Annotated in this window: 13 protein-coding genes; 3 read left to right on the top strand and 10 right to left on the bottom strand. The window is 61.1% G+C overall.

The annotated features are described in order from the left end of the window. Position 1: 1 nt before the first annotated feature. The 9 genes from ligD to GGI60_RS24305 form a co-directional block, all read right to left on the bottom strand. On the bottom strand, positions 2 to 880 hold the full coding sequence (gene ligD, locus GGI60_RS24345; RefSeq protein WP_183918919.1) for a non-homologous end-joining DNA ligase: 879 nt from the start codon (positions 878 to 880) through the stop codon (positions 2 to 4). Continuing rightward, positions 877 to 1,884: a DNA topoisomerase IB gene (locus tag GGI60_RS24340; protein ID WP_183918920.1), complete on the bottom strand. Its 1,008-nt coding sequence runs from the start codon at positions 1,882 to 1,884 to the stop codon at positions 877 to 879. Before GGI60_RS24340 ends, ligD begins: the two co-directional genes overlap by 4 nt. A gap of 15 nt (positions 1,885 to 1,899) precedes the next feature. Beyond that, entirely contained in the window at positions 1,900 to 4,056 is a 2,157-nt protein-coding gene (gene glgX / locus GGI60_RS24335; RefSeq protein WP_183918921.1) for a glycogen debranching protein GlgX, read from the bottom strand. 101 nt (positions 4,057 to 4,157) lie between these two features. Beyond that, positions 4,158 to 4,952, bottom strand: coding sequence for an SDR family NAD(P)-dependent oxidoreductase (locus tag GGI60_RS24330; RefSeq protein ID WP_183918922.1), 795 nt, complete (start codon positions 4,950 to 4,952; stop codon positions 4,158 to 4,160). 193 nt (positions 4,953 to 5,145) lie between these two features. After that, positions 5,146 to 6,360: an MFS transporter gene (locus GGI60_RS24325; RefSeq protein WP_183918923.1), complete on the bottom strand. Its 1,215-nt coding sequence runs from the start codon at positions 6,358 to 6,360 to the stop codon at positions 5,146 to 5,148. 126 nt (positions 6,361 to 6,486) lie between these two features. Then, positions 6,487 to 6,969 carry a GNAT family N-acetyltransferase gene (locus GGI60_RS24320; RefSeq protein ID WP_183918924.1) on the bottom strand — a complete coding sequence of 161 codons (483 nt, stop codon included), beginning with the start codon at positions 6,967 to 6,969 and terminating at the stop codon, positions 6,487 to 6,489. Positions 6,970 to 7,011: 42 nt separating this feature from the next. Beyond that, positions 7,012 to 8,217: a 3-oxoadipyl-CoA thiolase gene (gene pcaF, locus GGI60_RS24315; RefSeq protein WP_183918925.1), complete on the bottom strand. Its 1,206-nt coding sequence runs from the start codon at positions 8,215 to 8,217 to the stop codon at positions 7,012 to 7,014. Between the two features lie 10 nt (positions 8,218 to 8,227). Then, positions 8,228 to 8,917 (bottom strand): CoA transferase subunit B, encoded by a 690-nt coding sequence (locus GGI60_RS24310; protein ID WP_183918926.1) that lies wholly within the window; start codon positions 8,915 to 8,917, stop codon positions 8,228 to 8,230. Then, positions 8,914 to 9,621 carry a 3-oxoacid CoA-transferase subunit A gene (locus tag GGI60_RS24305; protein ID WP_183918927.1) on the bottom strand — a complete coding sequence of 236 codons (708 nt, stop codon included), beginning with the start codon at positions 9,619 to 9,621 and terminating at the stop codon, positions 8,914 to 8,916. The genes GGI60_RS24310 and GGI60_RS24305 overlap by 4 nt, the downstream gene beginning before the upstream one ends. Before the next feature lie 162 nt (positions 9,622 to 9,783). On the opposite strand from GGI60_RS24305, the gene GGI60_RS24300 reads away from it, so the two are divergent. Continuing rightward, a complete protein-coding gene (locus tag GGI60_RS24300) occupies positions 9,784 to 10,542 on the top strand; it encodes an IclR family transcriptional regulator C-terminal domain-containing protein (RefSeq protein ID WP_183918928.1) in 759 nt (252 codons plus the stop codon). A 49-nt stretch (positions 10,543 to 10,591) separates the two neighbouring features. On the opposite strand, the gene GGI60_RS24295 is transcribed toward GGI60_RS24300, so the two are convergent. After that, entirely contained in the window at positions 10,592 to 10,747 is a 156-nt protein-coding gene (locus GGI60_RS24295) for a hypothetical protein (protein ID WP_183919077.1), read from the bottom strand. Positions 10,748 to 11,241: 494 nt separating this feature from the next. On the opposite strand from GGI60_RS24295, the gene GGI60_RS24290 reads away from it, so the two are divergent. Both GGI60_RS24290 and GGI60_RS24285 read left to right on the top strand, forming a co-directional pair. Beyond that, on the top strand, positions 11,242 to 11,709 hold the full coding sequence (locus GGI60_RS24290) for a DUF4291 domain-containing protein (RefSeq protein ID WP_210314548.1): 468 nt from the start codon (positions 11,242 to 11,244) through the stop codon (positions 11,707 to 11,709). A gap of 195 nt (positions 11,710 to 11,904) precedes the next feature. Beyond that, complete coding sequence (locus GGI60_RS24285; protein ID WP_183918929.1) at positions 11,905 to 12,831, top strand: transcriptional regulator; 927 nt, start codon at positions 11,905 to 11,907, stop codon at positions 12,829 to 12,831. The last annotated feature ends 200 nt before the right edge of the window (positions 12,832 to 13,031 follow it).

Genomic DNA, 13,031 nt, shown 5'->3' with positions numbered 1-13,031 from the left:
TTCATGGCAGCGGCACGGCTGCATCGAAGAAATCACCCCAGGGATCGCGCGGCCTCGTCTCCAGCCGCTGCGGCACATTGGCGAGAGTGAAGGCGGCCGGACCGTTGAGTTCCTTCAGGAGGGACCAGTCGAGCGGCATCGACACCGGCGCACCCGGCCGCGCCCGCGTCGAATAGGGCGCGACCGCCGTGCTGCCGCGGCCGTTGCGGAGATAATCGATATAGATATGCCCACCGCGTTTTGTCTTCGTCGCGGTTGCCAGATATTTCTCCGGCGCGTCGGCCGACATGCTTTCAGCCAGAGCGTGGGCAAAATCCTTCACCTCGGCCCAGCCGGCCTTCGGCGCAAGCGGCGCCACCACATGCAGTCCCTTGCCGCCGGATGTCTTTACGAAGGCGGCAAGCCCGCGGGCTTCCAGCCGCGCCTTTACGTCAAGCGCAGCCGATGTCACCGCGCTCCAGGCCACGTCCTCGCCAGGATCGAGATCCATGATGATCATATCGGGTCTTTCCCAATGATCGGTCGTCGTGCCCCAGGGGTGAATTTCAAGCGCCGCCGATTGCACCAGTGCGACAAGCCCGTCGAAATCGGAGACGCGCAGCAGTTTCTCGCCGTCCGCGTCCTGCGGGTCGGCGATCTCCTCGATATGGGAATTCATGCCTTTCCAGCCGTGTTTCTGGAAAAATCGCTGGTGGCTTTTAATGCCGTCCGGCAGGCGCAACAGCGCCAACGGCCGGTTGACGAGATAAGGTGCCATGAAACGCCAGACAGCGGCGTAATAATCCGCCAGCTTCTGCTTGGTCACACCCTCGTCCGGCCAGTAAAGCCGATCGGGATGGGTCAGGGATACGTCCGATGTCGGCGGGTTTGCAGGGCTCATTCCTCGATCTCGCGTGTCAGGAAATCAAGTAGCCTATTTTCTTCCGCCCGCAAGCCTCGCAGCGGCTCGTTGCGACCCTCGATCACAGGATGGTCATTGCCGGCGAGCGCGATGATCGCCGGATGGATGTAGCTCGAGCGTGAAATTGCCGGCGTATTGTGCAGCGCCTCGGCCGCCGCCTCCGACATTTCCTTGACCGTCGGCCGGCCGCCGCCGGCAATTTTTTCGCGGGCCGCGCCGAAGGCTGCCAGCGATCCGGCCCAGGTGCGGAATGTCTTGGCGGAAATCGGAATACCCGATATCTCCGCCAGATAGGCATTCAGCCGGCCGGAATCGACGGGTTTCAACGCGCCGCTCTCATCCTTCCAGACGAAGAGCTGCCGGCCGGGCAGATCGGCGATCTCTTCGAGGATCTTCTGCAATCTGGGATGCTTGAGGCTGCGCTGGACGCGCTTGCCGCCCTTGGCGCGGAACTTCAGCTCGATCCGCCCATCAACGATCCTCAGGTGCCGCTTCAACAGCGTCGTTGCGCCATAGGTGCCGTTCTCCCTGACATAGGCCTGGTTGCCGACCCGCAGATGCGCTTCGTCGAGCAGTGTCGTCAAAGCAGCCAGCACGCCGTTGACATCTTCCGTGCCGGTATCGAGATGACGAAGGACGGTGCGGCGAATCTTCGGCAATGCCCGGCCGAATTCGATCAGCTGATGGAATTTTCCGGCGCTGCGGAAGGATTGCCAGTCCTTGTGATAACGGTATTGCTTGCGCCCGCGCGCATCGAAGCCGGTCGCCTGGAGATGGCCGTTCTCGTAGAGGCAGATCCAGACATTCTCATAGGCCGGCGGCAGGCCGAGCGCGCCGATGCGTGCCCGCTGCACCTCGTCGGATAAGGTCGTGCCATCAGGCATCACATAGCTGAAGCCCTTGCCTTTCCTTCGCCTGCGAATGCCGGGCTCGGTATCGCTGACATAGATTAGACCCAGTTCGGTGATGGCTTCGGCATTCATACTTTCGATGACCTACTATCGGGTCCTGAAACCAAACTGGAACCAGCGGCGGCGCTCGGCCTTGGTCGCGTCTTTCGGCGGTTCAGCCTGCTCCCTCGGTGCGAAGACCGCGACACTCTGAGCGTAAACCATCGCCGGATTTTCCGGATCATGCACCTGAAAGGCGTTCGTCTCCATTCCGGTATCCAGAACTCTGGACCATTGGCTCACGCCGTTGACGCCAGGCAGGTGGACTTCGCAGTCGCCGCCAGCGTTGAAGACCAGGAAAAGATCGTCCATCTTTTCGGTGTCCATCGCGTGCACGCTCTTCGAGACATAAACGCCGATGACCTGTAATCCATCATCATTCCAGGCCCCGTCGTCCATGAAACTACCGTCCGGCTTGTACCAGGCGATCTCGATGCGGCCATCCTCGCTCGTCTCACCGGTCAAGAACCGCTCTTGTCGCAGGACGGGATGCGCCTTGCGGAAGGCGACGGCCTGCCGACAGAAATCGAGAAATGGATCGTCGAGCCCCTCCCAACTCGTCCAGCCGATTTCGTTGTCCTGACAATAGGCGTTGTTGTTCCCGCCCTGACTGTTGCCGAGCTCGTCACCGGCAAGGATCATCGGCACGCCTTGAGACAACATCAGCGTCGCCATCATGTTGCGCCGCCGGCGTGCGCGCGCCGCATTGATTTCTGCATTATCGGTGGCGCCCTCGGCACCCATATTATCGGAATGATTGTCCGAATGACCGTCCCGGTTGTCCTCGCCATTCGCCTCATTGTGCTTGCCGTCGAAGGACACCGTGTCCATCAGCGTGAAGCCGTCATGGGCCGACAGGAGATTGATCGAAGAGGTCGCTCCCCGGTCCGAATGGTTGAACTGCGGCGCCGAGCCAGTGATGCGCGCCGCCAGCTCCGACACCATGCCCCCGTCGCCTTTCCAGAAGCGGCGCACGTCGTCCCGGAACTTGTCGTTCCATTCGCGGAAGGGATGGGGGAAACCGCCGACCTGATAGCCGCCCGCGCCAATATCCCAGGGTTCTGCGATCAGCTTGACCCCGGAAAGGATCGGGTCCTGGCGGATGGCGCCAAAGAACAGGCCCTGGCGGTCGAACTCCAGATCCTGGCGGCCGAGCGTGCTGGCGAGATCGAAGCGGAAACCATCAATATGCATGACGCCCACCCAGTAACGCAGGCTGTCCAGCACCATGCGCATCACCATCGGATTGGCGACATTCAGCGTATTGCCGGTCCCTGTCGTATCGAAGGTGTGGCGCGGATCATCGGGAGAAAGGATATAATAGCTCGCATTATCGAGCCCGCGAAAAGACAGCGTCGGCCCCTTCTCGCTGCCTTCGGCCGTATGGTTATAGACCACATCCATGATCACCTCGATGCCGGCGGCATGAAACCGCTTCACCATGGTCTTGATCTCGGTGATCTTGTCGCCGGACAAATAACGCGATTGCGGCGCGAAGAATCCAAGCGTCTGGTAGCCCCAATAGTTCCTCAGGTTCTTTTCCAAGAGATAGCGGTCGTCGAGGAAATACTGGATCGGGAGAAGCTCGATCGCGGAAATCCCGAGCTTGACGAGGTGGTCAATGATCGGGTCGCTGCACATGCCGAGGAAGGTGCCGCGCAGCCGGTCAGGCACTTTCGGATGCGTCATCGTCAGGCCGCGCACATGCGCCTCGTAGATGATGGTGTCTGGCCAAGGCCGGCGGATTGCTTCTTCACCCGCCCAGTCGAAGTCCGGATCCTGCACAACGCTCTTGACCATGAACGGCGCGCTGTCTCGGTCGTCGAAGGAAAGATCGTCCTCGCCGATCCGATAGCCGAATAGAGAATCGTGCCATTGGAGCTCGCCCGTTACCTGTTTTGCATAGGGGTCGAGCAGAAGCTTGTTCGGATTGAAACGGTGGCCGGCGCCGGGGTCGTAGGGGCCGTGGGCGCGATAGCCGTATACGGTTCCCGGTCCGATGCCGGCAATATAGCCCGACCAGATGTCGCCCTCGCGTTTCGGCAGAGGCAGCCGCGCGATCTCATCCTTTCCGTCGGGGGAAAAGAGGCAGAGCTCGATCTGTTCCGCATGGGCCGAGAAGACGGCGAAGTGGGTGCCTGAGCCGATATATTCCGCCCCGAGCTCCGGTTTGAGGAAGTCGAGTTCCGAAAATGAAAAGCTCATGGTGCCCCGCTTGAAAATATGGCCAAGCGGGAAACGTGACGGCGTTTCGAAAGTTCCCTCCGGAGAGGCAAAAGGAAAGAGAGCGCCTCCGGAGGTATGCTTTATGGCATCAGCTGGCCGCCATTGACCTCGATGATCTGGCCCGTGATATAGCCCGACAGTGTCGGCGAGGCGAGGAAGAGATAAGCGCCGACGCAATCCTCCGATGTGCCGACGAAGCCCATCGGGATCGACTTGCGCTGCAGCTCCATCTGCTCGTCATCCGTATAACGCTCGTGGAAGGGCGTGGCGATGACACCCGGCGCCACGGCATTGACGCGAATCCTGTCGCCGACGAATTCCTTGGCATGGCCGCGCGTGATGGTTGAGACGAAGCCCTTGGAAGCCGCATAGAGAATCGCGCCGTTCCCACCGCCGTTGCGTGCGGCGATGGAGGTAGTGTTGATGATGAAGCCGCCCTGCTTTTTCAGCCAGGGATGGGCCGCACGCGTCGCCGCCAGCACCGAGCGGGCATTGAGGTCCATGACCGCCGCATAATGCGCATCGGTATATTCCGAGGTCGGCTTGCGCCCCAGCATGCCGCCGGCGTTGTTGATGAGGCCGTCGAGATGACCGAAGGTCTTCGCCGTTTCTTCGACGACCCGCTCCGTCTCGCCTTCCCGCGACACGTCGCCTTGGATCAGGTGCACCGTGCCGCCGGCAGTCCGGATTTCTTCGCCTAGCCTTTCCGCCGGCTCGCGGCTGGCGTTATAATGCACGCCTACCTTGGCGCCCTGCGCCGCAAAGGCGCGGGCGAGCGCCGCCCCGATCCCGGTCGAGGCGCCGGTGATCAGCACGGCCTTGCCTGACAGATCCGGTAATTTGATGGATGCGAGCATTTGAGCAAGTTCTGTCATGGCTATAACGCCTCCCGAAAAACCAAAGACATAGGTGATGAAACAGGCACGGGAAGTCTATCAGCCGAAACCTAACAAGGGCAATGCACGAAAGAGCGAGAGTCGAGGTCCTTGCGACACGCTCGAATTCATTTCAGCGGGCATCGTCGCCGATGCCCGCTGATGGAAGTTCACTGGCCCTTGAAAGAAATCGTTAGGAAGACACGTCAAAAGCCGGCTGCGGCTTCAGGCGGGCGAGTGGCGGGAAGGCGAGCGCGATCGCCGCCGCACCCAGCCCAACCATCGCGGAGCCGATGAACAGCCAGGAATAATTGGCGAAAGTGTCGAAGATCCAGCCGCCGATCAGAGGGCCGAAGGCCATGCCGAGGCTGGAGAGCATCGTCGCCGCGCCAAGGACAGTGCCGATGATGCGCTGTCCGAAATATTCCCGCGCCAGGACGGCATAGAGCGGCATCACGCCGCCATAGGCGCTGCCGAAAATGATGGCGAGCGCGTAGAATTCGCCGAGCCTACTGACGAGGAGGTAGGTCGCGAGCGCCGCCGCCTGTACCAGCAATCCGGCAACCAGAACCGGCTTCACGCCAATCCTGTCGGCGAGGCTGCCATAGAGCAGCCGACCGCCGAGCCCGGCCAGGCCCTCGACGCTGTAGATGCTGACGGCGGCCATCGGGGCGACGCCGCAGATCGTCGCATAGTTCACCATGTGGAAGATCGGCCCGGAATGGGCGGCGCAGCAGGCAAAGAAGGTCAGGCCGAGCACGATGAATTGCGGCGAGCGGAAGACCTTCGACAGCTGTGGCCGGGCACCATCGACCGCGAACTCGGTATCGGTTTCAGCGGCAGAAGCAGGCGGACGCCGAACCAGAAAGGCAGCAGGCAGCAGCAGAACCCATACGGCAATGCCGATGATCAGCATGGCGGGACGCCATTCATATGCGGAAATAAGCCAGCGCGCGAAAGGCGAGATGGTCATCGGCGCCACGCCCATGCCGGCGGAGACGAGCGACACGGCAAGCCCGCGGTTTTCGTCGAACCAGGCGGTCGTCGCCGCGATCATCGGCGCGAAAAAGGCGCTGGCGGCCGATCCGACGAGCATGCCGTAGGTCAGCTGGAATTGCATGAGCGTGTCAGCGCGGCTCGCGAGCACCAGCGCCAGACCGAGCAGCACGGATCCGATCATCACGACGATCCGCGGACCAAAGCGGTCGCTGGCAGCACCCCAGAGGAAGCCGCCGATGCCCATGACGATGAAATTCAGCGTCATCGCGCTGGCAATCCCGACATGCGACCAGCCGGTCGCGCTGGCGATCGGTTCCTGAAAAATTGCCAGCGAGAACATCGCGCCGATTGCCACGCACGACATCAAAGCGCCGACGGCGACGATGACCCAACGATAGGAAACACCCATGGCTTAAACCTCCCTGCCGACGGAGTGATCGCGAGGCATGCGGCCGGCCGCATCTCGCCTACGATCAAAGACGTTTGGACCGTTGCAATTTCGACAGCGCCGTCACATCTTTTTTTCCGTACGATCCTACAGGGTTCGAAACATTACCAGTGCGTCGACATAACCTTCGGTCGGATGGAGGAAGACGGCGGGAAGCCGGCCGACGATCTCGAAGCCGAGCGATTGCCAAAGCGCAACGGCGCGGCGATTGTTGCTGACAACGAAATTGAACTGCATGGCCCGGAAGCCCCTGGCGCGGGCATGCTCCAGCGAATGTTCGTGCATGCGGCGGGCGACGCCACGGCCGCTCGCGGCAGGATCGGTCATGTAGCCGCAATTGCAGACATGGCGCCCGCCGCCGGCCTGATTGGCCTTGATATAATAGGTGCCGAGGATGACGCCATCCTCTTCAGCGACGAAGGTCTCGCTGTCCGGCCCCATCCAGTAGGCGAGCGCATCGGCTTCCGAGAGATCGCGGTCGAGCGCATAGGTCTCGCCGGCACGGATCGTCGGTCCGATGATCCTCCAGATGGCACTTCGGTCGTCGTTGTTCGCAGGTCGGATCAGCATGCCCGGTTTCTATCGAAGCACGACGCGGCGCGCAACGGCGTGTCAAGCCCTTTCGAGCGCGATCGCAATGCCCTGACCGACGCCGATGCACATCGTCGACAGCGAATATTTTCCGCCGGTCTCCACAAGCTCGAGCGCCGCCGTGCCGGTGATGCGGGCGCCCGACATACCCAGGGGATGGCCGAGCGCGATCGCGCCGCCATTCCGATTGACCCGCTGATCGTCATCGGCGATGCCGAGCGCGCGCAGCACCGCCAGCCCCTGGCTGGCAAAGGCCTCGTTGAGTTCGATGACGTCGAACTGTTCCTGGGTCATGCCGAGCCGGGCCATCAGCTTGCGCGAGGCCGGGATCGGGCCGATGCCCATGACGCGAGGCGGAACCGCGGCGGTGGCGCCGCCGAGAATGCGGGCGATCGGTGTCAGGCCGTATTTCCGCGCCGCCGCTTGCGAAGCGACAATCAGCGCCGCCGCGCCGTCATTGACGCCGGAGGCATTGCCTGCGGTGACCGTGCCCCCCTCTTTCTTGAAAGGTGTGGCAAGTTTCGCCAGCGCTTCCAACGTCGTCGCGCGCGGATGCTCGTCCCTGTCGACGACGACGGGATCGCCCTTTCGCTGCGGAATAGTGACCGGGGTAATCTCCTTCGCCAGACGTCCGCTTGCCTGGGCGGCGGCGGCCTTGGCCTGGCTGCGCACCGCAAAGGCATCTTGGTCCTCGCGGCTGACATGATAATCCGCGGCGACGTTTTCGCCGGTCTCCGGCATGGAATCGACGCCATACTGCTTCTTCATCACAGGATTGACGAAACGCCAGCCGATCGTGGTGTCGTGAATTTCGGCCACGCGCGAAAAGGCCGTCTCGGCCTTCGGCATGACGAAGGGCGCGCGTGACATGCTTTCGACGCCGCCGGCGATCATCAGTTCGGCCTCGCCGGCGCGGATGGCGCGTGCAGCCGTGATCACCGCATCCATGCCGGAGCCGCACAGCCGGTTGATCGTCGTGCCCGGCACCGCGATCGGCAGGCCGGCCAAGAGCGCCGACATGCGCGCGACATTGCGGTTGTCCTCACCCGCCTGGTTGGCGCAGCCGAAAATAACGTCGTCGACGGCTTCCCAGTCGACGGCGCCGTTGCGCTGCATCAGCGCCTTCAGCGGGATGGCGCCGAGATCGTCGGCGCGCACCTGCGAGAGCGAGCCGGCGAAGCGGCCGATCGGCGTCCTGACATAGTCGCAGATAAAGGCTTCGGTCATGGCTTTTCCTTTAGAGTTTCGGAACGACGAGATCGGCAACCGGCCCTTCGACATGAAGCGGGGCACCCGTCATCGCCTGCAATTCCTCCTCAGACATGGCGGCCAGCTTTTCGCGTAGGACAAAGCGGCCATCGACGATGTCGATGACAGCGTGGCTGGTGTAGACCCGGGTGATGCAGGCCACGCCGGTCAGCGGGAATGTGCATTTCTCCACCAGCTTCGGCTCGCCCGTCTTGGTGACGTGCTCGGTGATGACGCAGACCTGCTTGGCGCCGTGCACGAGATCCATGGCGCCGCCGACAGCAGGGACGCCCTTACTGCCCACCCGCCAGTTGGCGAGATCGCCATTCTGCGCGACCTGATATGCACCAAGGATGGCGACGTCGAGATGGCCGCCACGCACCATGGCGAAACTGTCGGCGTGGTGGAAGAAGGCAGCGCCCGGCTTCAGCGTCACCGCCTTCTTGCCGGCATTGATCAGATCCCAGTCTTCTTCACCTTCCGCCGGAGGCTCGCCGAAATTAAGGATGCCGTTTTCGGTATGAAAGATCGCTTGGCGGCCGGGCGGCTGATAACGGGCGACCATTTCCGGAAACCCGATGCCGAGGTTCACATAGGCGCCGTCGGCGATGTCCTGGGCGGCGCGCCAGGCGATCTGCGCATTGGAAAGCTTGATGTCTTCTCTGGTATCGACGGTCATACGTAGGCCACTCCGGCTCGAATGAGCTCTTCTTCCTGCTGCGGATTGGCAACGGCGACGACGCGGTCGACGAAGATGCCGGGGGTCACCACATGCTCGGGATCGATGCCGCCGGCCGGCACGATCGACGAAACCTGGACAATGGTTTTCGCCGCCGCCATGCACATCAGCGGATTGAAATTGCGGCCGGCCTTGTTGTAGGTGAGGTTGCCGTGTGTGTCGCCGACCGCGGCCTTGACGATGGCGAAATCGGCCTTCAGCCAGCGTTCCTGCACATAATGGCGGCCGTCGAATTCGGCGATGACCTTGCCCTCGGCGAGTTCGGTGCCATAGGCCGTCGGCGTGTAAAAGGCCGGAATGCCGGCCCCACCGGCGCGGATGCGCTCGGCAAGCGTTCCCTGCGGCACCAGTTCGAGCTCGATTTCGCCGGCCAGATATTTGTCGGTGAAGGCGCGCGGATCCGACGAGCGCGGGAACGAGCAGATCATCTTTCTGATCATGCCGGCATCGATCATCGCCGCGATGCCGATACGGCCGTTGCCGGCATTGTTGTTGATGACGGTGAGATCCTTGCAACCCTTGTCGATCAAGGCGTGGATCAATTCGATCGGCGCGCCCGAACCGCCGAAACCACCGATCATGACGGTCGCGCCGTCGCCAATCTCGGAGACAGCCTCTGCCGTGCTCCCGACTGTCTTGTCCATTGCCGGATATCTCCTTGACTCGATCGGCCAGACGCCTGCCTGTGCCGTCCTCTTGTTCAGAGATAAAGCGTAGCAGGGGCATTCTGCAAGATCATATGTGCGATATTTGACATTTGTTCATATATCGCACATGATCCCAACATCGATTTGAGATTGGAACCCATGCGTGAAACCGATTTCGTCAGCGGCTTTGCCCGCGGCCTGAAAGTCATCGAAGCCTTCGGCGAGACGCGGCAGCGGCTTTCCATTGCCGAAGCTTCGAAGCTGACGGATCTCGACCGCGCCACCGTGCGCCGCTCGCTGCTGACGCTCGCCGAACTCGGCTATGCCGATTATGACGGTAAGTTCTTCACCCTGACGCCGAAGATCCTGCGGCTCGGCCATGCCTATCTCTCAGCGACGCCGTTGCCGGCGCTGTTGCAGCCGCATCTCGATCATCTCTCGGAACGCGCCGGCCAGAGCGCCTCGGCCTCCGTGCTCGACGGCATCGAAATCGTCTATGTCGCCCGGGCCTCGCAACGACGGGTCATGTCAATCAATCTCACCCCGGGCAGCCGCCTGCCGGCCTATTGCGCCTCGATGGGCCGCGTGCTGCTCGCAGCTCTTCCCGAAAGCGAGGCCCGCGCCATCCTTGCCCGCAGCGAGCTGAGGCAAAACACAGCGAATACCAAGACCGATCCCGAGGAACTCATTGCCGAATTCCGGCGCGTGCGCGCCGAAGGCTACGCCGTCATCGATCAGGAGCTCGAACTCGGTCTCTGCTCGATCGCCGTGCCCGTGGAGAACGACCGCGGCGTAACGGTCGCGGCGATCAATATCGGCGCGCCGGCCGCCCTCGTCCCGGCGGCGGAGATGAAGGCGCGCTATTTGCCAATGCTGAAGGAAACGCAGGCCGCATTGCGGCCGCTCCTGCACCGTTGACGGCAGGTTTAAAGCGAGCGGCCCCGTTTGCCGGAGTCGCTCGCAGCGGTTAATGCGTCAGGTCGAGTGCGGCGGTCAGGTCGCCCATCGGTGGACGGCCATTATCGCTCAGCGCCTTGTCGCGGGCGACGATACCCGGCAGGACAGATCCAGTGATGAGGCGTATGATCGAGGTCGTCTCGTACTGGGTATGATCGACCGACAAAGACTGGCGGGCACCATAGGCAGCGACACCGTCGCCACTTGACGGATGCCGATTTACACCCGGAGGCGGTGGCGCAGGCATTGAAGAATTTCGACCGCCGCCTTACCACTGAATGGCTAAGGATTACAACGATCTCGGCGACATTGATCGCTCAGATGCCAGCTCCGCCTGATTATGCCGCATCGTCGCGACCGGCTCCAACGCCGCGCAACGATGAAAGCGTTGTCCTCCCCCCGATTGCTTGCAGCGCACCTATTGATGCATCAACCATTGCTAAAACCACTTACGCAACTCCGAGCAAGATGGAAGGCCTCGAATTTCCGCCGGTTGCTTACACCTCGCCATCTGGCGTAATCACACCGCCGAGGCGCTGATCGCCGCTGATGAAAATTCGGCCGCGGGTCAGCTCCCGAAGCCAGATCTGTTAAGTGAGGCCGATGAACCTGATTCCAGAACATCAAATTCGAGCCGTCTACGACGAATAAACGATCCGGGTGTATCAAGCCTATAGCGACCAGATCGCCGATGCGGCTCTGCGTCAGGGCACATTCGCTTCGCCGCCCTTTAAGATAGATCGCATGACCTGGATCAAGCCTTCATTCCTGTGGATGATGTATCGCGCAGGATGGGGCCTGAAGGATGTCGGGCAAGCCCGTATTTTGGCGATTGATATTTCGCGCGAAGGCTTTGAGTGGGCCTTGAAACATAGCTGCCAGAGCCATCCCGACGCATCAATGAGCAAGGACGAATGGCTGCGCGTCAAAGAGACTACCCCCGTGCGCATCCAGTGGGACCCCGATAGGGGCTTGCAACTTCAGCCGAAACCGTATCGTGCGATTCAAATCGGCTTGAGCAAGCAGGCCGTGGAGCTCTATGTCCGGCAATGGATCGAACGCATTTCCGACATCACCTCGGATGCCCACGACATTACTCCAGGGGAAGTTCGAAGCAGCGCAAAATAGGCCGCCTATGGAGCGGCCCTATTATCCCGAGGGCGCTGTCAAAACCTAGCCGCTGCTAGTCGACCTTCATTCAGGTCTGCCAGCGGGTCCTTCCCATAGGGATCCGCGTCGCATTATTCCTCCGGTCACTTCAAGTCCCCTACTTGATGCATCATAATTTCCGATATACATCATTTCATCGGAATCATTGGGGGAATGATGGAACGTTCGTTTTTAACGATCGCCGCCGGCGAGAACAGTGACGCCATTCGTGCGCTTTCTGCCCCGGCGCGGATCGAGATTCTCAAGCTGCTCTGCGCCAAGGGGCCGCTCAACATCAACGATATCGCCCAGACGCTTTCCCTGCCGCAATCCACCGTTGCCACCGGCATCCAGATCCTGGAAGATGCTGGACTTGTCGATGCCCGGCTGGCCAAGGCCCGCAGGGGCAACCAGAAGATCTGCTCGGCGGTCTATAGTGAAATCCTGATCAGCTTCGAGGAAAGTGCGGCGCAGCGGGCGAACAACATCATCGAGGTCGAGATGCCGGTGGGGCTCTATACGAGCTGCGACGTGCACGCGCCCTGCGGTCTCTGCTCGACCGAAAGCGTCATCGGACCGCTCGATGTGCCCGACTATTTCCTCGACCCGCAGCGCATGCAGGCGGGGCTCGTCTGGTTCGGCCGCGGTTATGTCGAATATAAATTTCCTAACAACGCCAAGGTGTTGAACAAGGAAATTCGGGCGATCGAATTTTCGCTGGAGCTGTCGTCTGAGGTGCCCGGCACCAATCCGGACTGGCCCTCCGACATCACGCTCTGGGTCAACGGCATGGCGATCGGCACCTGGACGTCGCCGGGCGATTACGGCGACAAGCGCGGCGCCTTCACGCCGGCCTGGTGGAAGCTCGAGGGTTCGCAATACGGGACGATGAAGACCTGGCGGATCTCGACCCGCGGCACCTTCATCGACGGCATCGCCGCATCGAATGTCACGCTTAGCGACCTGGCTCTCGGCCAGCATTCGTCCATCCGGCTGCGCGTCGGCATCGCCGAGAATGCCGGCCATACCGGCGGGGTCAACATCTTTGGCCGCGGCTTTGGGAATCACGGCCGCGACATCATCATGCGGCTGCACGTCTGAAAATAACATATCGGATATCCTGATTTAAAAAAGTCATTTATTTCCGATTTTAGTGCCCGCTAATTTTAATCAACATGTTGTAAATTCACGATTTTATGGATAATCCTCATTAGTATGATTAAATGCGGCACTCAGTTGACAGAACGAGATTCCTGATATCAAGTTAGAGGCAAGAAAACAAAATTCTTGATACATAAACG

The sequence above is a fragment of the Rhizobium lentis genome (assembly GCF_014200175.1).
Taxonomy (GTDB): Bacteria; Pseudomonadota; Alphaproteobacteria; order Rhizobiales; family Rhizobiaceae; genus Rhizobium; species Rhizobium mulingense.
The sequence above is the reverse complement of the archived record's forward strand: the minus strand, read 5'-3'. Positions and strand labels throughout refer to the sequence as shown.